At 73.9% G+C, this 21,310-nt stretch carries 18 protein-coding genes; 11 read left to right on the top strand and 7 right to left on the bottom strand.

Features of this window, described 5'->3' with window-relative positions:
- Positions 1-90 precede the first annotated feature (90 nt).
- Complete coding sequence (locus EDD40_RS34870; RefSeq protein WP_123746681.1) at positions 91-738, top strand: HAD family hydrolase; 648 nt, start codon at positions 91-93, stop codon at positions 736-738.
- A gap of 8 nt (positions 739-746) precedes the next feature.
- Entirely contained in the window at positions 747-1,703 is a 957-nt protein-coding gene (locus tag EDD40_RS34865; RefSeq protein WP_123746680.1) for an LLM class F420-dependent oxidoreductase, read from the top strand.
- A 55-nt stretch (positions 1,704-1,758) separates the two neighbouring features.
- Here EDD40_RS34865 and EDD40_RS34860 read toward each other — a convergent pair whose 3' ends face one another.
- The 3 genes from EDD40_RS34860 to EDD40_RS34850 all read right to left on the bottom strand — a co-directional run bounded on the left by EDD40_RS34860 (position 1,759) and on the right by EDD40_RS34850 (position 5,211).
- Positions 1,759-3,093, bottom strand: a complete 1,335-nt coding sequence (locus tag EDD40_RS34860) for a serine/threonine-protein kinase (protein ID WP_123746679.1) — start codon at positions 3,091-3,093, stop codon at positions 1,759-1,761.
- Positions 3,094-3,402: 309 nt separating this feature from the next.
- Positions 3,403-3,891, bottom strand: coding sequence for a hypothetical protein (locus EDD40_RS34855; protein ID WP_123746678.1), 489 nt, complete (start codon positions 3,889-3,891; stop codon positions 3,403-3,405).
- A gap of 51 nt (positions 3,892-3,942) precedes the next feature.
- On the bottom strand, positions 3,943-5,211 hold the full coding sequence (locus EDD40_RS34850; RefSeq protein WP_123748518.1) for a PucR family transcriptional regulator: 1,269 nt from the start codon (positions 5,209-5,211) through the stop codon (positions 3,943-3,945).
- An 81-nt stretch (positions 5,212-5,292) separates the two neighbouring features.
- On the opposite strand from EDD40_RS34850, the gene gabT reads away from it, so the two are divergent.
- From gabT to EDD40_RS34815, 7 genes are all read left to right on the top strand, one after another.
- Positions 5,293-6,552: a 4-aminobutyrate--2-oxoglutarate transaminase gene (gene gabT, locus EDD40_RS34845; protein WP_123746677.1), complete on the top strand. Its 1,260-nt coding sequence runs from the start codon at positions 5,293-5,295 to the stop codon at positions 6,550-6,552.
- The gene (locus EDD40_RS34840; protein ID WP_123746676.1) at positions 6,549-7,976 is read left to right on the top strand and encodes an aldehyde dehydrogenase family protein; all 1,428 of its coding nucleotides are present in this window, start codon (positions 6,549-6,551) and stop codon (positions 7,974-7,976) included. The genes gabT and EDD40_RS34840 overlap by 4 nt, the downstream gene beginning before the upstream one ends.
- A 3-nt stretch (positions 7,977-7,979) precedes the next feature.
- Positions 7,980-8,681: an effector-associated domain 2-containing protein gene (locus EDD40_RS34835; protein ID WP_123746675.1), complete on the top strand. Its 702-nt coding sequence runs from the start codon at positions 7,980-7,982 to the stop codon at positions 8,679-8,681.
- 103 nt (positions 8,682-8,784) lie between these two features.
- Positions 8,785-10,284, top strand: a complete 1,500-nt coding sequence (locus EDD40_RS34830; protein WP_148088990.1) for a VMAP-C domain-containing protein — start codon at positions 8,785-8,787, stop codon at positions 10,282-10,284.
- Positions 10,281-11,306, top strand: a complete 1,026-nt coding sequence (locus EDD40_RS34825; protein ID WP_123746673.1) for an AAA family ATPase — start codon at positions 10,281-10,283, stop codon at positions 11,304-11,306. Before EDD40_RS34830 ends, EDD40_RS34825 begins: the two co-directional genes overlap by 4 nt.
- Entirely contained in the window at positions 11,303-15,634 is a 4,332-nt protein-coding gene (gene fxsT, locus EDD40_RS34820; RefSeq protein WP_123746672.1) for an FxSxx-COOH system tetratricopeptide repeat protein, read from the top strand. The genes EDD40_RS34825 and fxsT overlap by 4 nt, the downstream gene beginning before the upstream one ends.
- Positions 15,635-15,977: 343 nt before the next feature.
- Entirely contained in the window at positions 15,978-16,229 is a 252-nt protein-coding gene (locus EDD40_RS34815; protein WP_148088989.1) for a hypothetical protein, read from the top strand.
- On the opposite strand, the gene EDD40_RS34810 is transcribed toward EDD40_RS34815, so the two are convergent.
- Both EDD40_RS34810 and EDD40_RS41185 read right to left on the bottom strand, forming a co-directional pair.
- A complete protein-coding gene (locus tag EDD40_RS34810; RefSeq protein WP_148088988.1) occupies positions 16,230-17,882 on the bottom strand; it encodes an aKG-HExxH-type peptide beta-hydroxylase in 1,653 nt (550 codons plus the stop codon). It abuts the gene before it with no gap.
- Positions 17,883-17,971: 89 nt separating this feature from the next.
- A complete protein-coding gene (locus EDD40_RS41185) occupies positions 17,972-18,187 on the bottom strand; it encodes a hypothetical protein (RefSeq protein ID WP_148088987.1) in 216 nt (71 codons plus the stop codon).
- A gap of 24 nt (positions 18,188-18,211) precedes the next feature.
- On the opposite strand from EDD40_RS41185, the gene EDD40_RS34805 reads away from it, so the two are divergent.
- Both EDD40_RS34805 and EDD40_RS34800 read left to right on the top strand, forming a co-directional pair.
- Positions 18,212-18,463, top strand: a complete 252-nt coding sequence (locus EDD40_RS34805) for a hypothetical protein (protein ID WP_148088986.1) — start codon at positions 18,212-18,214, stop codon at positions 18,461-18,463.
- A 472-nt stretch (positions 18,464-18,935) separates the two neighbouring features.
- Positions 18,936-19,451, top strand: coding sequence for a lytic polysaccharide monooxygenase auxiliary activity family 9 protein (locus tag EDD40_RS34800; RefSeq protein ID WP_123746668.1), 516 nt, complete (start codon positions 18,936-18,938; stop codon positions 19,449-19,451).
- A gap of 152 nt (positions 19,452-19,603) precedes the next feature.
- On the opposite strand, the gene EDD40_RS34795 is transcribed toward EDD40_RS34800, so the two are convergent.
- Positions 19,604-20,332, bottom strand: a complete 729-nt coding sequence (locus EDD40_RS34795) for an SDR family NAD(P)-dependent oxidoreductase (RefSeq protein WP_123746667.1) — start codon at positions 20,330-20,332, stop codon at positions 19,604-19,606.
- A 301-nt stretch (positions 20,333-20,633) separates the two neighbouring features.
- Positions 20,634-21,308: a UdgX family uracil-DNA binding protein gene (locus EDD40_RS34790; RefSeq protein WP_123746666.1), complete on the bottom strand. Its 675-nt coding sequence runs from the start codon at positions 21,306-21,308 to the stop codon at positions 20,634-20,636.
- Between the last annotated feature and the right edge of the window lie 2 nt (positions 21,309-21,310).

Genomic DNA, 21,310 nt, shown 5'->3' with positions numbered 1-21,310 from the left:
CGCCCGGCTGCACCCGGACCTGAACGGGCGCTGGCGCGGTTCGCGAGGTCGGCCGGTTTGCACGTCGCCCGGTCGGGTTAACCAGGCCGCATGACCAACACGCTCGTCCTCGACGTCGACGGGACGCTGGTGGACACCAACTACCACCACGCGGTGGCCTGGTTCCGCGCGTTCCGCCGCTTCGACATCACGGTGCCGACCTGGCGCCTGCACCGGGCCATCGGGATGGGCGGTGACAAGCTCGTCGCCGCCGTCGCGGGCGAGCACGTGGAGCGGCAGCACGGTGACGAGCTGCGCGAGGCGTGGGAGGCGGAGTTCGAGCCGATGCTGCCCGAGGTCAGGCCGCTGGAGGGCGCGCACCGCCTGGTCGCCTCGGCGCTGGAGCGGGACCTCGCGGTGGTGCTGGCGAGCTCCGGCAAGCGCCACCACGTCGACCACTACCTGAAGCTGATCGACGCCTCCGACCTCACGTCCACCTCGTCGGACGACGTGGAGGACACCAAGCCCGCGCCGGACCTGATCGAGGTGGCGTTGCGGCGGGCCGACGCCGACGGTCGGGCCGTGGTGATCGGCGACTCGGTGTGGGACTGCGAGGCCGCCGCCCGGGCGGGGCTGCCCTCGGTGTGCCTTCGCACGGGTGGTTTCGGCGAGGCCGAGTTGCGCGACGCCGGCGCGTCGGCAGTCTACGAGGAACTCGACCAGTTGCGGGCGGACCTCACCGACCTGCCGATGGCGTAGGAGGAATCGTGCGGATCGGTTACACGCTGATGACCGAGCAGGCCGGGCCGCGGGAGCTGGTCGAGCACGCCGGGCTGGCGGAGCAGGCGGGGTTCGACTTCGAGGTGATGAGCGACCACTACTCGCCGTGGTTGGACGAGCAGGGGCACGCGCCGTACGCGTGGAGCGTGCTCGGGGCCGTCACGCAGGCCACCGAACGGGTCGAGCTGATGACCTACGTGACCTGCCCGACCGTGCGCTACCACCCGGCGGTGGTGGCGCAGAAGGCGGCGACCGTGCAGCTGCTGTCCGGCAACCGGTTCACGCTGGGCATCGGCGCGGGCGAGAACCTGAACGAGCACGTGGTCGGCCGCGGCTGGCCGCCGGTGAACGTGCGGCACGAGCTGCTGCGCGAGGCCGTGGAGATCATCTCCCAGCTGTTCGACGGCGGGTACGTCAACTACTCGGGCCAGCACTTCCGGGTCGACTCGGCGAAGCTGTGGGACCTGCCCGAGCAGCGCGTGCCGATCGCGGTGGCGGTGTCGGGCAACCAGTCGGTGCGCACGTTCGCGCCGCTGGCCGACGCGATGGTGGCGACCGAGCCGGACGCGGCGCTGAGCCAGGAGTGGGACGTCTTCCAGGGCAAGCGGTCGCGCAAGATCGGCCAGCTGCCGATCTGCTGGGACCCGGACCGCGACGCGGCGGTCGAGCGCGCCCACGAGCAGTTCCGGTGGTTCGCGGGCGGCTGGAAGGTCAACTCGGAGCTGCCCGGCACGTCCGGTTTCGCCGGCGCGACGCAGTTCGTGCGGCCGGAGGACGTGGCCGAGCGGATCCCGTGCGGCCCGGACGTCGGCCCGGTGGTGGAGGCGGTGGCGAAGTTCCGCGAGGCGGGCTTCACCGACCTGGCGCTGGTGCAGATCGGCGGCGAGCACCAGCGGGAGTTCCTGGACTTCGCCAAGGGTGAGCTGCTGCCGGCCCTGCGCTGACCGCGCACCCCCTCGACGAACCACCCGACCACCCACCCCAGGTGGGGACCCCGGATCAGCCCCGACCGGACGACCCGCTGCGGTCCCGCGACGGCGGCCCGGTCACCACCGTGGGCGGACCGGGGTTCGGCAGGACGACGACCGGTCCGTTCGAGGGCACGTCGACCGGCGTCTCCGGCGGGGCCTTGGTGGCCGCGGTCGTGGTCGTGGTGGCCGCGGTCCCGGTCACCGGGACGCCGCCGGCGGCGTCCCGGTCCCCGGTGCTGCCGGCCGGCACGTCCGACGTCGGCGCGACCTGCACGACGGTCACCGTGGACGGGTCGCCCGGCGCCGTCGCGCCGGTCTCCCGCGCCTGCTCGGCGAGCGGGTCGGCCGAGGTGGTGGTCGTCGTCGGCCTGCCGGCGCGCTCACCGGACTCCGGCTCGAACGGGCCGCTCATCGCGAGGTACCCGACCAGGCCCAGCACCACCGCCGCGGCGGCCCCGCCGACCAGCAGCGCCCGGCGGTCGGACCTCGGCTCGGGCTCGACCACCGCGGGCCGGTCCACCACCGCCGCCGCGGCGACCAGCGGCGACAGGCCCGCACTCGCCCGCTGCGCCTCGGTGAGCAGCCGCTCGCACTCGGCCGCCGACGGCCGCTTGGCCGGGTCGGACGCGGTCATCGCGGTCAGCACGGCGGCCCACGGGTCGGGCAGGTCGACCGGGATCCGCGGCTCGCGGTGCAGCCGCGACAGCGCCGCCTCCGTGTCGCCGCCCGGGTACTCGGGCCGCCCGGTCAGGCACTCCAGCAGCACCAGGCCGAGCGCGTAGACGTCGGCGGCGGGCAGCACGTCGCCGCCGCGCACCTGCTCGGGCGCGAGGTAGCCGGCCGTGCCGACCAGGATGCCCGACCTGGTCACGCGGGTGACCTGGCCCTGCAGCGCGAGGCCGAAGTCGGCCAGGTAGGCCCGCCGCCCGGTCGGGTCGAGCAGGATGTTGGACGGCTTCACGTCCCGGTGCACCACGTCGTTGGCGTGCACGTGGGCCAGCACGCCGGCGATCTGCGCGCCGATCGCGGCCACCACCTCGGGCGCCATCGCGCCGCGCATCCGGCGGCGCAGCGTGCCGCCGTCGACGGGCTGCATCACGAAGTAGGGCCGGCCGCGGAAGCTGCCGGTGCCGTACACCTCGACCAGGCCGGGGAACCGCAGCGCGTCGAGCACCTGCGCCTCGCGGTCGAGCCGGATCCGGTCCTCGCCGGCCGCCTCGCCGAGGAAGAACTTGATCGCGACCTTCCGGTCGAGGCGGGTGTCCAGCGCCCGGTACACCTCGGCCATGCCGCCCGACCCGTACAGGTTGCCCAGGGCATACCTGCCGTCGACCACCTCTCCGGTCAGGTCACCGTCCCACATCCGGTTGAACCTCCGCTGTGTCGACGACGTCGGCCCGGACGCCGGAAGCTACCGGTACGCCGGCGGCGCGAGCCACCCGGTTCGCCGTTTCGCGGACCCCTACCCGTAGCACGGCTGTCACAAACCACCCATCTCTTCGGGATGCCGAACGTCCCGGCGAGGGACGGGCGAAAGCGGTCGGCGCGCGGCGGGACGACCCGGACGAAGGGTACGAGCAAGGGCTCGCCGATCGGTCGACCCGACCGGCCGAGCGCCGAAGATCACCCGGACGAGTGAACTCCGGCGCACGGTCGGGCGACTCGTCACCCGTTACGGCGTGGCGGTCGCGCAAGTGCTCGTCGGCGGGGTCGTGGTGCTGGTGGAGGGCACGGTGGTCACCGGCGGACCGGCCGAAGCCGGCCGGGTGCCGCTGCAGTAGTGCGACTCCACCCGGCCATCGGCCGAGTCGCCGTGCGCGAACACGACGTACTCGACACCCGGGTAGAGCCGGATGCCGCACAGCCCGCCGCTGGTGGGCGTGACGACGTCGACCCGGCGGGGCACGTCGCCCTTGTACTCGGTGCGGACGGCCACCGCGTACCGGTACTTGTCGTCGTAAGGCGACGCCGGGTCGCCTGCCTCCAAGGTCTCGCTGCGCACGACCCCGGAGAACACGTGGGTCGCCCGTTCGTAGCGCTCCCCCTCCGTGCTGGGCACGCAGCTGCAAGCGCTGGCGGGACTGGTGAACACGGCGGTGAGCAGGGCGGCGGTGACGGTGACGACACCGGCCGCGTGGGCCAGGAAGCGGAAGCGCGCCAAGGGGTCCCCCTCGAGAAGGAGCGTCGGCGGCGGTGCGCGTCCAGCGTACGGTCAGGCGTGCAGGGCCAACCAGAGCTCGGCACGCGTGCCTGCGGGTTCCAGCGAACGCCCGAGCAACCGCTGCACCCGGTCGAGCCGGTTGCGCACGGTGTGCCGGTGCACGCCCAGCCGGGCGGCGGCGGGCTCGGCCTGGCCGTGGCACGCCAGCCACACCCGCACCGTCTCGCGCAGCACGTCGTCCAGCGGCGCGAGCAGGGCGGCGGCGAACTCGGCCGCGTCCGGCGCGAGCAGACCGGCCCCGGCGACCTCCTCGAACGCGTCCACACCGGCCTCCAGGGCGCGCAACGCCTCCCGGTAGCCGCGCGCGACACCGCCCGCGTCCACCGGGCTGGACGCGGCGGCGGGCACGTCCACCGCACGGGCCAGCACGACGACCCGCCCGTCCACCTCCGCCCAGAACCCGGCCGGCTCGACCCGCTCGCGCAGCACGAACACCCGGAACGGCGGCTCCGGCAGCCCGTCCACCGGCACGCCCGCCAGCGCCAGCCGGAACCGCGCGGCCCGCAGCTCCCGGCGCACCGCCTCCACCTCGTCCGACCTGGCCAGGGCGACCGTCAGCAGCGACGCGGCGGTGTTGACCACGCCCGCGTCCAGCGGCGCGCGGGCCGCGACGGCGAGGTAGCCGCGCCGCCCCAGCACCTGCATGGCGACGTGCCGCCCGTCCGCCTGCCACGCCGCGCCGGCCGGTCCGCCCGTCGCCGCGAGCCGCCGCACGTGCCCGGCGAGGTCGGGCAGCGCGCCGACCACGTGCACCGGCGTGCCGTGCGGGTCGAGCACCGCCGCCGCGCCGTCGATGAGCCGGGCCAGCCGCCGCACCACGCCCGGCGGCCCGTCGCCGACGGCGGAGCGGGTCAGCGCCCGCTGGGCCGCGCCGGTGCGCGCCAGCGCCGCGTACTCCTCCGCCGCGACGGCCCGCGAGACCGCCTTGGCGATCGCGATGAACGGCGTGGCCCTCGGCACCTCCAGCAGCGCCAACCCGGCGTCCCGGGCGGCCCGGACCAGGTCGTCCGGCACGGTCTCGTGGCTCAGCCCGGTGCCGAAGCCGAGCCCCGCCGCGCCGGCCGCCACCAGCCGCCGCACGTACCCGTCGGCCGGGCCGAGCGCGATGCCGGTGGTCAGCAGCAGCTCGCCGCCCTCCAGGAACGGCGTCGGGTCGGCCAGCTCGGTGCTGTGCGCCCACCCCACGACCCGGTCCAGCCCCGCGTCCACGTGCACGGTCAGCCCGACCTCGCGGGCCAACGCCCCGACCGTCAACACCATGGACGGTGTGTACATCCCCGCGCCCCCGGTTCGCCACCGCGGACACTGTCGTCCGGCGGGCGACCGGTCGATGCTGGACCCATGTCCCGACTGCGCACGGAGATCCCCGGACCCCGGTCACGCGAGCTGGCCGGGCGGCGGGCGGGCGCGGTCGCGGCGGGCGTCGGCTCGGTGCTCCCGGTGTTCGTCGACCACGCCGAGCCCGGCCTGCTGGTCGACGTCGACGGCAACCGGCTGATCGACCTGGGCTCCGGCATCGCGGTGACCGGCGTCGGCAACCCCGCGCCCGGCGTCGCCCGCGCCGTGCGCGAGCAGGTCGACCGGTTCAGCCACACGTGCTTCACGGTCACGCCGTACGAGGGCTACCTGGACGTGTGCGAACGGCTGGCCGAGCTGACGCCCGGCGGCCACGACAAGCGCTCGGTGCTGCTCAACTCCGGCGCGGAGGCGGTGGAGAACGCGGTCAAGATCGCCCGGCACGCCACCGGCCGGCCGGGTGTCGTGGCGCTGGACCACGGCTACCACGGCCGCACGAACCTCACCATGGCGTTGACCGCCGAGGAGATGCCCTACAAGCGCGGCTTCGGCCCGTTCACGCCCGGGGTGCGCCGGGTCCCCGGCTCCTACCCGCTGCGCGACGGCCTGACCGGCGCGGAGGCGGCGCGGCGGGCCGTCGCCGCGGTCGACCGGCCGGAGGGGGTCGCGTGCGTCGTGGTCGAGCCGATCCAGGGCGAGGGCGGTGTCATCGTGCCCGCGCCGGGTTTCCTCCCGGCCCTCGCCGACTGGTGCCGGTCGCACGGCGTCCTGCTGGTCGCGGACGAGGTCCAGACCGGGTTCTGCCGCACGGGCGACTGGTTCGCGTGCGACCGCGAAGGCGTGGTGCCGGACCTCGTGGCCACGGCGAAGGGCGTCGCGGGCGGGCTGCCGCTGGCCGCCGTGACCGGGCGCGCCGACGTGATGGACGCCGTGCACGCGGGCGGGCTGGGCGGCACGTACGGCGGCAACCCGATCGCCTGCGCCGCCGCCGTCGCCGCGATCGACACCATGCGCGACCTCGACCTCGTCGCCGCCGCCCGGCGCATCGAGGCGACCGCGCTGCCCCGGCTGCGCGGCCTCGCGCCGGACGTGGTCGTGCAGGCGCGCGGCCGCGGCGCGATGCTGGCCGTGGAGCTGGCCTCCGCCGACCAGGCGGCCCGGGTCGCGGCCCGCTGCCACGCCGCCGGGGTGATCGTGCTGACCTGCGGTGCCCGTGGGAACGTGATCCGCCTGCTGCCGCCGCTCGTCATCCCGGACGGGCTGCTGGCCGAAGGCCTGGACGTGCTTGAAGGAGCCCTTCAGTGACGACGCCGTACTGGGTCGCGGGACAGCCCGCGACGAGCGAGGACCTGGTCGAGATCCGCACGCCGCACGACGGCGCGCGGGCCGGCGTGACGTCCAACGCGACCGCCGAGGACGTGGAGCGGGCCGTCGCCTCCGCGCACGCCGTGGCCGGCGGGTTCGCCGACCTGCCCGCGCACGCCAGGGCGGCGGCGCTGGACCACGTGTCGCGGCGGCTGGCCGAGCGCGCCGACGAGGTGGCCTCGCTGATCACCGCCGAGTCGGGCAAGCCGGTGAAGTGGTCGCGGGTCGAGGTGACCCGTGCGGTGTCGACGTTCCGCTGGGCCGCGGAGGAGGCGCGCCGGTTCTCCGGCGAGTTGCAGCGGCTGGACACCGACCCGGCGGCGAACGGCAGGCTGGCGCTGGTGCGCCGGGCGCCGCGCGGACCGGTGCTGGGCATCGCGCCGTTCAACTTCCCGCTGAACCTGGTGGCGCACAAGGTCGCGCCCGCGCTGGCGGTGGGCGCGCCGATAGTGGTCAAGCCCGCGCCGACGACGCCGCTGGTCGCGCTGCTGCTGGGCGAGCTGCTGGCGGAGACGGACCTGCCCGCCGGGTCGTGGTCGGTGCTGCCGGTGCCCAACGAGGTCGCGGGCGCGCTGGCCGAGGACCCGCGGCTGCCGGTGGTGTCGTTCACCGGTTCCGGGCCGGTCGGCCACTCCATCCTGGACCGGGTGCCGCGCAAGCACGTCGTGCTGGAGCTGGGCGGCAACGCGGCGGCCGTCGTCTGTCCGGACTGGACGGACGTGGACTGGGCCGCGCAGCGCATCGCCACGTTCTCGATGTACCAGGGCGGGCAGTCGTGCATCTCGGTGCAGCGCGTGTACGCGCACGAGGACGTGTACCCGGCGTTGGCCGAAGCCGTGGTGTCGCACGTGCGCAAGCTCGGCACCGGCGACCCGGCCGACCCCGCCACCGACGTCGGCCCGCTGATCGACGAGGCCGCCGCGCGGCGGGTCGAGGCGTGGGTGGACGAGGCCGTGGCGGCGGGCGGGCGGGTGCTGGTCGGCGGCCGGCGGACGGGCGCGGCCTACGAGCCGACCGTGCTGGCCGACGTGCCGCCGGGGTGCAAGGTGGTGGACGAGGAGGTGTTCGGGCCGGTCGTGGTGCTGGACCCGGTGCCGTCGGTCGAGGAGGCGTTCGACCGGGTGAACGCGTCCCGGTTCGGGTTGCAGGCGGGCCTGTTCACGCACGACGTGCGGGTGGCGTTCCGGGCCGCCAAGCGGCTGGCCGTCGGCGGGGTGATCGTGGGCGACGTGCCGAGCTTCCGCGCCGACCAGATGCCGTACGGCGGGGTCAAGGAGTCGGGAACGGGTCGGGAAGGGGTGCGCGCGGCGATGGAGGACCTGACCGAGCAGCGGGTCCTCGTGCTCACGGGGCTGGAGTTGTAGCGCTTGGCGCCCGGGCACGCCGTCGTCGCGATCGCCACCGACGCCGCCGCCGACCTCGACCGGGGCCGGCGGCTGCTGGCGGCCGTCCTCGACGGGCCCGCCCGCGCCGCGCCCGGCCACCACGACGTCCTCTTCACGCGACCGCCGTCGGCCCGGTTCGCGGTACGGCTCACCGAAGCCGTCCACCGGCACAACGACTCGTCCGCGAGCCCGCTCCGCTTACGGTTGGCCATGGCTCACGGCGAGGTCTCCACGGCGCTCGCCGTGCTCGGCTCGGCCGCCCTGCGGTCCGCGCACGCGGCCACCACCCGTCCCGTCACGATCGCGGTCACGGACGGCTACGCCCGAGCCCACCCGCTCACCGACCACGACCGGCACCGGCTCGTGCGGGTGCCCGACGTGCCCGAACCGGTCTGGCTGCTCGACGCCCGCGTGCCGGACGCCGAGGCCCTCTTCCACGCGCTGATGGCGCTGCCGTCGATGCGGCGGGAGGACTCGCGCCGGCTGGTGCTGGACCTGCTGCCACCCGCGATCACGGCCCTCGTGCCGCACCACCCGACCGACGCGCTGCACGTGAGCGGCCTGCTGCTGGCGTGCCTCGATCACGAAGGGGGCCTGAATGCCCTCCGCCACGCTTTGCACGTGGTGGAAGGCGAGGATTCCACACCAATGGTCCGGATTGACACCCTATTGCGCAATGAATGACCCCCCGACCGGTACCGACAATCCGTAACGTGCAACCCGGAACAGGCCGATACCGGAAGGGGTTTGACCACTGGGCGCAGACCGCTCGAACGGGGGACCACCGATGGTCCATGCGGACGATGACGGCGGCCGGGGGCTGCTCATGCCACTGGTCGACGTGCTGGCGCGCGTCCCGAGCCTGGCCGATCGCGCCGGTCGGGTGCTGGTCATCCGCATGATGTCCGCGGAATTGCGGGAAACGCTGATGGTCGAGGAGCACCAGACCGCGATCGGGCACCTGTTCAACCTCGCCGAAGTCTGCCAGCAGAGTCCCGAACGCCTGTCGGCACTGGTCCGCATCGTGAGCCGCTTCGACCACGACGCGCAGTCGATGGTTGAATTGCGCCGCGTCGTCGCCGAACTGACGCCGTTGGACCTCTTCCCGACCCACGAACGAGCAAGGCTGTTCACATTGCTGGCTGGCGTCGTCGTGCCCGACATCGCGGACATCTACCGCGTCGTGGCCGGTCCGACCGCGCCGAGCCTGTACGGGCCGACGACCTACCCCGAGGTCTTCCGGGTCCTGGAGACGCTGAACGCGGGCGCGGACGGCGTGCCACGGCCGCTGGTGTTCGTCGAGCACATCGCGGCGCGCGTGCGCACCGAGCTGGCGATCGAGCTGCACCGGTGGACCGAGTCGCAGGCGGTGTCGATGAACCTGCTCCCGGAGCTGACCGCGGTCCGGGACAGCCTGCGCCCGGAGACCGCCGAGCCGCTCACCCCGCCGCCCGGCTCGCCCGCCTACCTCGTGCTGCAACTGCGCCGCGAGGGGCCGAGCGGGGAGAGGTTCCGCCTGTCGCACTGGCGGCAGCTCGGCCGGCCCGCGCCGTGGTCGCCGCTGCACGGCGCGGACTCGGTCGGCACGCTGGACGAGGTCAAGCGGCAGGTCGCCGCGCTGATCGAGCGGGTCGAGGACGACTGGGCGCAGTACAGCCCGGACATCCGCATCGAGTTCGTGCTCGACTACGAGAACCTCAACCTCGACGTCGACCAGTGGCCGTGGGAGAACAGCGACGACGAGGTGGTCGTGCCGATGGGCTGCCGCTACCCGGTGGTGGTGCGCAGCCTGGAACGGATGACCACCCGCAAGTACCACCGGGAGTGGCGGCAGCGGTGGACCGAGCTGACCGGGCAGCTGGGCCGGTCAGCCGGGCTCGCGCGCACCTCGACCTGCCGCGCGCTCAGCGGCACCGAGCAGGGACTGCGGGAGCTGCTGACCCGGTTCAACACCGAGCGCGGGCTGGTGTCCCTGGTGCTGAGCGCGCCGCCGTCGCCGGAGCACGCGGGCCGTGACGAGGTCGCGGCCGGCGTGAAGGCGGGCGTGCCCCTGGTGGTGTGGCACCGGCAGGACTGCGGCACCCCGGAGTTCGGCGACGTCGTCGAGTCCGTGCTGCACGGCCAGGACGAGCTGCACCTGCTGGAACGCGTCCGCCTGGCCCGCAACACGGCGTTCAAGGAACGCCACCACGTCGGCGAGGCGCTGACGATCCTCTACGACGACCCGGAGCGGATCGTCGTGCCGAGCCAACCGGGTCCGCCCCGGGAAGGGGTTGCGGTCGGATGAACGACGGCGTTGTCCACTCCGGCGAAGTCCACGCCGGCACCGTCTACCACGGCACGGGTGGCGTCGCGCGGACACCGGTCGCGAACCTGCCGCCGCCCCCGCCGTGGCGGACGTTCACCGGTCGCGGCAGCACGTCGCGGCCCGCCGACGACGGCGGCGAGGGCGACCGCCGGGTGGGCGGCGTGCGCGCGGTGCGGCGGACACCCCACCCGAACGAGGTCGCGATGGTGGACGCGGCGATCCGGCTGCGCCGCCCGCTGCTGGTCACGGGCGCGCCCGGCACGGGCAAGTCGTCGTTGGCCTACCTGGTGGCGCGCGAGCTGGGCCTGGGCCCGGTGCTGCGCTGGCCGATCACCAGCCGCACCACGCTCAAGGACGGCCTGTACCTCTACGACGCCATCGCGCGCGTGCAGGCGGTGGGCGCGAACGACCCGGACTCCGGGATCGGCGACTACGTCCACCTCGGGCCGCTGGGCACCGCGCTGCTGCCCCACGACCTGCCGCGCGTGCTGCTGATCGACGAGCTGGACAAGGGCGACATCGACCTGCCCAACGACCTGCTCACCACGTTCGAGGAAGGCGAGTACGAGATCCCGGAGCTGGTCCGGTACGCCAAGCACCGCGACGAGGTCGAGGTGCTGACCCAGGACCGGGGGCACACCGCGACCGTGCACCACGGCGTCGTGCGCTGCCGCGAGTTCCCGATCGTGATCATCACCAGCAACGGCGAGCGCGAGTTCCCGCCCGCGTTCCTGCGCCGCTGCCTGCGGCTGCACGTGCCGCAGCCGGGCAAGGAGCAGCTGGCCGAGATGGTGGCGGTGCACTTCGGCGACGCGCACGGCGTGGACGTCGCCAGGCTCATCTCGGACTTCCTGGCGCACCGCGCCGACGTCGGCACCGTGTCGGCCGACCAGCTGCTCAACGCCGTGCACCTGGCCACCTCCGGGTCCTACCAGCCGGACGAGGAGTGGGCCGAGCTGCTCAAGGCGATCTGGCACCCGCTGGCCGCGGAGGCCGGATGAGCGGACCGCGGGCCGAGCCGCCGGCCGGTCGGGTGCTGCTGCAGCACCTCGACGCGACCGACAGCCGGGTGGAGGTGCTGCGCACGGCGGACCTGACCTTCCGCGAGGTCCGGGACTCGCTGTGGCTCGCCGGCGCGCTGCGCCCACCCGGGTCCGAGCCGACCGCGACCGCGCGCGAACCCCGGGACGACGACCCGCCCACCCCTCCCCCGCCGTCGTCGGACGATCCGCCGCCGGACGTCGCGCCGGAGCCCGGGGCGGACCGGGAGGCGTGGACGCAGTCGCGGGTCGAACCCGACCCGGGCCGGGTCGAGCGGTGGGTGCGGACGGCGACGACGCTGGTCCGCGCCGACCCGGTGCCCGCGGCGGGCGGCGCGGTGAGCGCGGGGTCGGCCTGGCCGACCGTGCCCGCGCTGCCGGAGCGGCGCGGGATCAGCCGGGCGTTGCGGCCGTTGGCGCGCCGCCGGCCGTCGCCCCGGTCGACGGTGCTGGACGAGGAGGCGACCGCGGTGCGGGCCGCCCGGGACGGGCTGTGGCTGCCGGAGTGGCGGGCCGCGCCGTGGCGGCGGTTCGAGGTGGCGCTGGTCGTCGACACGACCGTGGCGGCCGAGCTGTGGCGGCAGACCGTGCGGGAGTTCCGGGTGCTGCTGGAGCGGCAGGGCGCGTTCCGGGACGTGCGGACCTACGAGCTGGACAGCTCGCGCACCGCGGCACGGGACGTGGTGCTGCGGTCCGAGGGCGGCGCCCGGCACGAGTGGCGCTACCTGGTCGAGCCGTCGGGCAACCGGATCGTGCTGGTGCTGACCGACACCGTCGGCCGCGCCTGGCACAGCGGCGCGGTGGGGCACGTGCTGCACGCCTGGGGCCGGTCGATGCCGGTCGCGGTGGTGCAGACGCTGGCGCAGCGGCTGTGGTCGTGGGGCGGCCTGCCGACGAGGCGGGTGCGGCTGTCCGCGCCCGCGCCCGGCGTGCCGAACCGCAGGCTGCGCGTCGCCGGCGAGGTCGACGGCGGCACACCGGTGCCGGTGCTCGGCCTGTCCGCCGAGTGGATGGCGGGCTGGGCCAGGCTGCTCACCTCGCCGGGCTCGGAGTGGGTGGAGACGACGGCCGCGGTGGTCGCCCCGCAGACCGCGCCCCCGGCGGAACCCGCCGCCGAGGAGCCGGTGAGCGCGGTCGAACGGGTGCTCAGGTTCCGCACCTACGCGTCGGTGGACGGGTTCCAGCTCGCGGGGCTGCTGGCCGCGACGCCGTTGAGCCCGAAGCTGATGGGGCTGGTGCAGCGCGTGCTGCTGCCCGGCTCGGACCTCTCGGCGTTGGCCGAGGTGATGCTCGGCGGCCTGATGACGCGGCTGCCCGGGGCCAACGGCGCGACCGACGCCGTCGCCTACGACTTCGACGCCGGTGTGCGGGAGGAGCTGCTGGCCACGTCGCGGCGCTCGGACACCGCCCGCGTCGCGCGCGTGCTCGACGCCTACGCGGGCGCCGACAACGAGGCCGTCCACAACTACCGGCTCGCGTTGGACGAGCCGGACCGCACCCCGGAACCGGCACCGACGCCGGAGAACGTGCCGTACCTGAAGGTGCAGGAAGCGGTGTTCCGCGCCCTCTCCGGGGCCGCGTACTCCCGCCGGTCCAAACGCATCCGAGAGGTGCTGGGCCCGGGTGATCCGACCCGTGTCCCGCCCGCGGGTCCGGACGGCGGCACACCCGACCAGGAGAACAACTCTGTGACGAATCTCGACACCCGACCACCGGCGCCAGTGGTCGGGTCGCTGCCGCGCGAAGGAGAAGACGTGAACGCTCCCGGTAGCCCACTGTTCACCGGCGAGCGGCTGCCCGGTTCCACACAGCCGCAGGTGTGGGGTCACGTGCCGTTGCGCAACCCGGACTTCGTCGGCCGCGACGACCTGCTGGAGTCGCTGCGGCTGCGGTTGAGCGAGGCCGGGCCGACCGCCGTGCTGCCGGAGGCGCTGCACGGCATGGGCGGTGTCGGCAAGTCGCAGACCGTGGTCGAGTACATCCACCGGCACGCCTCGGAGTACGAGGTCGTGTGGTGGATCCCGGCGGAGCAGCCGGCGCAGATCAAGGCGAACTTCGTCGAGCTGGCCAAGAGGATCGGCGTCGCCGCCTCGGGCTCGGCCGAGACCGCGGTGCCGGCGGTGCTGGAGGCGTTGCGCCGCGGCGAGCCGTTCCGCCGGTGGATCCTGGTGTTCGACAACGCCGACCGGCCGCAGGACGTGCGCCAGTACTTCCCCGCGGGCACCGGCCACATCGTCGTCACGTCCCGCAACTCGGAGTGGGGCGGCTTCGCCCGGCCGGTCGCGGTGGACCTGTTCACCCGCGCCGAGAGCATCGAGCTGCTGCACCGCCGCGCGGGCGACCTGGACGACGCCGAGGCCGACGCCCTGGCCGAGGCCCTCGGCGACCTGCCGCTGGCCGTGGAGCAGGCCGCCGCGTGGCGGGCGCAGACCGGCATGCAGGTCTCGGAGTACCTCCAGCTGCTGGAGCAGAACCGCACCGAGCTGCTGGAGGCGGGCACGTCCAGCGAGGACCAGCTCCCGGTCGCGGCGGCGTGGAACGTGCCGCTCAACCGGTTGAAGAACGACCACCGGGCCGCCTTGCAGCTGTTGCAGGTGTGCGCGTTCTTCGGCCCCGAGCCCATCTCGCAGAAGCTGTTCCGCGGCGTGCGCGACATGCCCGTGCCCGACGCGCTGCGCGAGGCGCTGGGCGATCCGATCAAGCTCAGCCGGGCGATCCGCGAGATCAGCCGGTACAGCCTCGCCAAGATCGACCACCGCAACAACGCCCTCCAGCTGCACCGCCTCGTGCAGACCGTGCTGAAGAACCGGCTGGACAACGACGAGCAGGACCGCATGCGGCACGCGGTGCACGTGCTGCTGGTCAACGGCGACCCGGGCGACCCGGACGCCTCGACCAACTGGCCGCGCTACGCCGAGCTGATGCCGCACGCCCTGGTGTCGAAGGTGGTCGACTGCCAGGACCGCTGGGTGCGCGTGCTGGTGATGAACCTGGTCCGGTACCTGCTCAACGCCGGCGACTTCGGCGGCGCGCGCGACCTGGCCGGCCAGGCGTCGGAGTCGTGGCGCAAGTCGTTGGGCGAACGCGAGTTCGACACGTTGGAGATCACCCGCCGGTACGGCATCTCGCTGCGCAGGCTGGGCCGGATCGAAGAAGCCCGCACGCTCAACCAGCGGACCTACGAGCTGTTCCGCGAGGTGATCGGCGAGGACCACGAGGGCATGCTGAACATGCTCGACACCCTCGCCCTGGACCAGCGGGCGCAGGGCGTGTTCCGCGAGGAGCTGGAGACCAGGCAGCGCATCTACGACCGGGCCGTCGAGATCCTGGGCGTGGACGACCCGCAGACCTTGTCCTACGCCAACAACCTGGCCAGCTCGTTCCGGTTGATGGGCGACTACGCCAAGGCGCTGGAGATCGACCAGGACGTGCTGCACCGGCGCGACGCGGTCATGGGCAGCGACCACCCGCTCACCTTCGCCTCCTTCAACAGCACGTGCATGGACCGGCGGGAGCTGGGCCGCTACACCGAGGCCGCGCGGCAGCAGGAGGATTCGCTGGCCGTGCAGCGGGAACTGCTCGGCGAGGACCACCCGCAGGTGATCGGCGCGTCGCGGAGCCTGGCGGTGGCGCTGCGCAAGGCGGGTGAGCACGTGCGCGCCAAGGAGCTGATTGAAGACGTCATCAGGCGCTACCGCAAGCGCCACGGCGACGAGCACATCGACACCACCACGGCGCGGATGAACCTCGCGCTGGACCTGCGCCACCTCGGCGACCTCGACCGGTCGCTGGAGCTGGCGCGGCGCAGCCACGAGACGTTCCAGCGCATCGTGGGCCGCAACCACCCGTACACGCTGGTCACCGGGATCGGCCTGGCCGTGACGCACCGGGCGCGGGGCGAGGTCGACGCCGCGCTGGCCCTGAACCGGGAGCTGCGCGCGACGTTGACCGACGTGTTCGACGCCGACCACCCGTTCACCCTGGTGGCGGCGACGAACCTGGCCAGCGACCTGGCCGCCGAGGGCAACCACGCGGAGGCCCGGGCGTTGGACGAGGACACCCTCGAACGGTCGACCCGGACGCTGGGCCCCGAGCACCCGTCGACCCTCGCGGTCGCGCTGAACCTGTCGATCGACCTGGGCGACCTCGGTGACGAGAACGCGGCGGCGGTGCTGCACGCCCGCACGGTCACGAGCTACCGCAAGGTCCTCGGCGACGAGCACCCCGGCACGATCGCGGCCACCCAGTTCGCCCGGGCGAACTGCGACACCGACACGATGCAGTTCTGACGCCCCGGCCGGTGGAGCCGCCGCCCACCGGCTCCCCGACTCCACCGGCCGAGACGTCACCGACCACGCGCGCGCCCACACCGGGGCGTGGCGCGAGTCCCGGCTGCCGCCGGACAACACGAACCCGCTCCGGAGCCGACCCGGCACCCGGGGGAACCTGCCCTGCCCGAAGGAGAAGACGGTGAACGTCCTGGATGGGTCGGCGTCGCGGCCGCGTCGCTTGCGATCGGTTTCAACCTCGACGTGGTCGGCTACTCCACGCGGTCCTGGCAGCTGCGCGAGATGGCACAGCGGCGGGTGTCCGAGCTGACCGACGACGTGATCGCCCACCTCGGGATCGACCGTGCCGCCGTCGACCGCCAAGGCACGGGGGACGGCGTGTTGGCCTTCCTGGCCGCTGAGCAGGTTGATCCACGGCGACGCCGCGCGGGCGGCAGTGGTGCGGCACGAGGACCGCGACCTGGTCGCAGTGGTGTCCGACATCCTGCACTCCTTGGCCGTCGACCCTTCTGACGACACGTACACCCGCTGTCGCGACGAGGGCGAGGGCAACCCCGGGAACGGGTGGCTGTGGATCGGACGGCCGCCGGCCTGATCAGCCCGACCCGGCCGGCGCCGTGCCGGTGGACCCGTCGAACCAGGCCACCAGCCGCACCGGTGACGGCGCGGCGCCCGTCCGCACGGCCACGGCGCGGTGCACGGCCCGCACCAGCTCCGGCGCCCGCCGCATCGCGTCCGAGTCGAGCGCGAGGCCCAGGCCCGCCCACGAGGCGACGTCGTGCGGTGTGGCGCGCAGCCTGGCGGCGTAGCCCTCGGCGGCCGAGTCCCGCTCGCCGCGCAGGTAGGCGTGGTCGGGCCCGTCCCGGTGCGGGGCCCGGTCGAACTCGCGCGGGTCGAGCACCCGCAGCTTGAGCAGCGCCGCGAGCAGCGACTCGCCCGACCCGGCCGCGGGCACGACCGAGCCGCGGCCCGGGTGGCCGGGCGGCCGGCCGTCGAGCCAGGCCGCGACCGCGTCGAGGACCGCGCGCGGGTCGGGGCGGGCGTGCCGCAGCCGCCAGGTCATCGCGTGCTCGGCGGTGATCTCCTCGACGGCGGTGACGACGTCGGGCGGGGAGTCCACCGGACGGCACGCCGCGAGCCGCACGGCCGCCGCCGCGACGAACTCGCGCCCCAGGTCGGTCAGCTCGACCGAGCTCCGCACCCCGTCGACGGCGTGCCCGACCTGCCGGGCCCGGTGGGCGAGGGTGAACTCGGCGCGCCGGGCCAGTGCCGCGGGCGCGAGGCCGCGCTGGGTGTGCCAGAACTCCACCACGCTGACGAACGCGTAGATGCCGTGCAGCAGCCCGTCGAGCGGTCGCGGGTCGTCCCGCCAGGGCGCGTAGTGCGCCGCCGCGCCGTCGGAGGTGTGCAGGTCGACCAGGTCGAGCAGCGCGTTGACCTTGGAGTGCTGCAGCTCGTGCACGAGCGCTTCGCCGAACTCCGTCGCGGAACGCTTGGGCGACATGGCGATCGCGCCGAACGCCGCCGACGAGGACGCCGCGAACACGTCCCGCCGCGCGTCCAGCGGCACCACGGTCGACAGCCCGGCCGACAGCTCCTCCGCCGCGCCGGGGTGCCGTGCGGTCAGCAGCTCCCACGCCTCGTCCAGGTACTTGACCCACTCGTCCCACTCGCCGTCGCCGAGCGGGCCGGGCGGCACCGGCCCGCCGAACTCGCGGTACGGGCCGAGGTCGTCCACCACCACGTCGATCGTGCGGCCGCGCGCCGATCCGCGGTGCCGCCGGACCGGTTGCCACCGCACGGGTCCGGGCACCTCGACCACCGTGCCGGACGCCGAGTTGACCACCTTCGCCTGGCCGACGGGGAAGCGCCCGCCCAGGCGGTACGCGCCGACCGTCGGCAGCGTCACGGCGCCGTGCACCACCGGCACGGTGACCGCGCACGGCTGTCCACTCCGGACGGCCGCGGCGGCGGCGACGGCGTGGAACCAGCCGACTTCCGACCACAGCGGTGTCGCGTCGGCCGCCGTGCCCAGCACCTGGCGCAGGGCGCGGCTGAGCCAGACGCCGACCGAGTGGTGCATCAGGACGTCTTCGACCACTTCCGGCGCGACCCGTTCCACATCGGACAACAACGTCCACGCGCCGTCGAGGTCGGCGAAAGGGCCGAGCCGGTCCGCGATCGGGGACGCGGCTTCCAGGAATGCGCGCAGGCGCAGCTTGCGGATGCTGTACTGGGTTCTCCGCAAAAGTGCGATTCCGGCTGCGGACACGGATCCCGCGCAGATCTCGTCGAACACGAATCGGGGCAAGCGGTGAGTGCTCAGCCCGACCTGGTTCACCCCTGTCCCGCCTGTTCCTGGACCGAACTGCCGAAGTCGCCCGACCGGAACCGGTCGAGCGTGCGGCGAACGGCCTGGTCGAGCACGGTGTCGCGCAGCGTTCTCATCTCGGACAACGACGTCGAAGTGAGGTCCAACAAGTCCGAGGACAGTTCTTCTGGTGTTTCCACGGTCATACCGGCCGCCTCCCCGATACCGCCCGATTCCATCATGCACGAACGGGCACAGGTCCGGGAGTGGCCGAACGGATAATCCGCCCGACGGCCACCGCCCCTACGACGAACGGCCCCGACCCGCCGGTGCGGTCGCCGATCGCGGACAGGGTGCGGGCCGGGCCGAAGGCCGGGCTGGGCGGCATCGGGTTGCCCGTCGACCGGCCGGTGCTGGTGCTGGTCGGCGGCGGGATGGCCTGGAGGCGTCGGGTGCGGTGCCGCACGAGGTGGCGCCGCTGCTCGACGCGTGCGGCGACCGGTGAGTGGTCCCGATGATCGGGGTGGCGGCGGAGTCGCGGTGGACCTGGCCGCGTGCCGGTGCTCGTGACGTCGGAGGGTGGAAGCCAGGCCCACCCGGTCCTCGGGTTCGATCCGGTGCTCGACCTCTGATGCCCGGTGGCAGCCGCTCGTGCCGCTGACCGGGTTGCGCACGACCCGCTCAGTGCTCGCGAGATCTCGGAACTTGGGTGGGAATCACCGGGGGATCTCCTCGTCAGCAGGCGTTCCTTGATGACGTCCAGACGATTCCGGGCGCAGCGGCCGACCAGCCCGCGCCACCCATGCCGGACTCCGCCATGTCACCCGGGCAGGACATCTGGGCCTGAACCGACCAGTTGACTGTTGTCACCGACCAATCACAGAGAGTATGGTCTAGACCGGCCGCCGCGTTTGGGTGAACGCACCACCCAGCGCGCTCGGGTCGGCGTTCGCCACAAGCGTTTCCGCCCATCCGATCAGAGGAGTCCACATGTCACTCCGCCGAAGGATCGCCGCGGTGGCGGCAGGCGTGCTCGCCGCGCCGCTCGTGACGGTCGCCCTGCCCTCGGCGCCCGCGTTCGCGCACGGGTACGTCTCGTCGCCGGCCAGCCGTCAGGCGCAGTGCGCCCGCGGTGTCGTGTCGTGCGGCGACATCAAGTGGGAGCCGCAGAGCGTCGAAGGCCCGAAGGGTCTGCGCAGCTGCAACGGCGGCGTCGCCCGGTTCGCCGAGCTGAACGACAACAACAAGGGCTGGCAGGTCGCGAACACCGGCCAGACCGTCACCTTCAACTGGACCTTCACCGCACGGCACCGCACCGCGAACTACGAGTACTACGTCGGCGGCAGGCGGGTCGGTTTCGTCGACGGCGGCATGCAGCAGCCCCCGGCCACCGTGTCGCACACGGTGAACCTGGGTGCGTCCGGCCGTCAGACGGTGCTCGCCATCTGGAACATCGGCGACACCTCCAACGCGTTCTACGCCTGCATCGACGTGAACGCGAGCTGATCCCGCGAGAGTCCTACCCCCAGTCCGCGAGAGTCCTGCGTTCGCGCACCCCGAGTTCGACGTTCACGCGCCACCAGCCCGGCGTCGAGCGTTGAACTCAGGTGTCCTGGACGTTGGACTCTCGCGGCGTGGGCGTTGGACTCTCGCGGTGGTCAGGCGGTGAAGCCGCCGTCGACGTGCAGCTGCGCGCCCGTCACGTAACGGGCCTCGTCGGAGGCCAGGAACGCCACCGCCGCCGCGATCTCCGACGGCTCCGCGTAACGCCCCACCGCCGTGAAGCCGCGCACGACGTCGGCGCCGGCGCCGTCCGCCGGGTTGGCGTCGGTGTCCGTCGCACCGGGGTGCACCAGGTTCACCGTGATCCCCCGCGGCCCCAGCTCACGCGCCAGCGCCTTCGTCATCCCCACCAGCGCCGCCTTCGACGCCGCGTAGAGCGAGAAGCCGGGGAACACCGCCCGCCCGGCCACGTTGCTGCCGATGCCGATGACCCGCCCGCCGTCGCCGAGGTGCGGCAGCGCCGCCTTGACCGCCACGAACGCCGCCCGCACGTTCACGTCGAACGTCCGGTCGAACTCCGCCACCCCCAGTTCTTCCACCGGTCCGACGATGAACTCGCCGGCGTTGTTCACCAGCACGTCCAGCCGCCCCAGCACCGCGACGGTCTCCTCCACGGCGGCGGCCACGGCCTCCGCGTCGCCGCTGTCCGCCCGCACGGCCACCACCCGCCGCCCCAGCCCTTTCACCCGGTCGACCACGTCACCCGGGCTGGTCCGGTAGGTGATCGCCACGTCCGCGCCCAGCTCCGCCAACCGCACCGCGGTCGCCGCGCCGATACCCCTGCTGCCGCCCGTGACCAGGGCGACCTTGCCGTCGAAGTCCATGCCCAGATCGTGCCGGGGCGACGCAGTCCGTTCCGGCGGGAATCGGACGTCGCGCCGCACCGGTTCCCGCGTCCCGGATCGGTCGCGGAATATCCGTTGCGAGGGTCGCGGGGGCTCGCATAGGTTCGTGGCACACGAGGAAGGAGGTGGTCCCAAGTTGAATAGCTATAGGACTCGTCGTGAGGTGGCTGTCCGCTAGGACCGACCTTTCCCAGGTGGTCTGGGCGAATCCCAGGCAGCCACCCGGCCCCCGTGACCCCGAGCCCAGTCCAGCTCGGCCCGCACCTGGTGCGGGAAGCGGTCAGGGGGCCGTTTCACGTTCTCCGGCGCCCCGCCGGGCGGCGCGGCCCAGGTGGGCGCGCACGGCCCGGAGGTCGGCCAGGAACTTGCGGTAGGCCTCGTCACGGTCGGGGGCGCGCAGCACCGCCGAGGGGTGCACGGTCGCGATCACGTCGTGGTCCTCGGCCCGCTCGACCCGGCCGCGGCGTTCGGTGACCTTGAACGAGGGGCCCAGCACGGCCTTGGCCGCCGTCGCGCCCAGGCACACCACCAGCTCGGGCCGGATCAGCGCCAGTTCCGCGTGCAACCACGGCAGGCAGGCGACCACCTCGCCGCGCGTCGGCGTCTTGTGGATGCGCCGCTCGCCGCGCTCGGCGGGCACGAACTTGAAGTGCTTGACCGCGTTGGTCAGGTAGACGCCCTCACGTGCCAGGTCGGCCTCGTCGAGCGCCTTGTCCAGCAGCTTGCCCGCGGGTCCGACGAACGGCTCGCCCTGCCGGTCCTCGACGTCTCCGGGCTGCTCGCCGACGAGCAGCAGCCGGGCGTCGGCCGGTCCGGCGCCGAACACGGTCCGGGTGGCCGGTTCGTACAGCTCACAGCCCCGGCAGTCGGCCGCGGCACGGCGAAGCGCCGCCAAGCCCGAGCCCTCGGGGGGCACGAACTCGGCGGCGCTGGAGGCGTGACGAGCCGGCGGCACGT

Source organism: Saccharothrix texasensis, assembly GCF_003752005.1.
In the GTDB taxonomy this organism is placed as follows: Bacteria; Actinomycetota; Actinomycetes; order Mycobacteriales; family Pseudonocardiaceae; genus Actinosynnema; species Actinosynnema texasense.
This window is presented reverse-complemented; position numbering and strand designations above follow the sequence as displayed.

Bases quoted from the DNA above. Each gene is read 5' to 3' on its own strand.
- EDD40_RS34870 (WP_123746681.1), top strand. From the start codon at position 91: ATGACCAACACGCTCGTCCTCGACGTCGACGGGACGCTGGTGGACACC.
- EDD40_RS34860 (WP_123746679.1), bottom strand. From the start codon at position 3,093: ATGTGGGACGGTGACCTGACCGGAGAGGTGGTCGACGGCAGGTATGCC.
- EDD40_RS34850 (WP_123748518.1), bottom strand. From the start codon at position 5,211: ATGGTGTTGACGGTCGGGGCGTTGGCCCGCGAGGTCGGGCTGACCGTG.
- gabT (WP_123746677.1), top strand. From the start codon at position 5,293: ATGTCCCGACTGCGCACGGAGATCCCCGGACCCCGGTCACGCGAGCTG.
- EDD40_RS34830 (WP_148088990.1), top strand. From the start codon at position 8,785: ATGGTCCATGCGGACGATGACGGCGGCCGGGGGCTGCTCATGCCACTG.
- EDD40_RS34825 (WP_123746673.1), top strand. From the start codon at position 10,281: ATGAACGACGGCGTTGTCCACTCCGGCGAAGTCCACGCCGGCACCGTC.
- fxsT (WP_123746672.1), top strand. From the start codon at position 11,303: ATGAGCGGACCGCGGGCCGAGCCGCCGGCCGGTCGGGTGCTGCTGCAG.
- EDD40_RS41185 (WP_148088987.1), bottom strand. From the start codon at position 18,187: ATGATGGAATCGGGCGGTATCGGGGAGGCGGCCGGTATGACCGTGGAA.
- EDD40_RS34800 (WP_123746668.1), top strand. From the start codon at position 18,936: ATGTCACTCCGCCGAAGGATCGCCGCGGTGGCGGCAGGCGTGCTCGCC.
- EDD40_RS34795 (WP_123746667.1), bottom strand. From the start codon at position 20,332: ATGGACTTCGACGGCAAGGTCGCCCTGGTCACGGGCGGCAGCAGGGGT.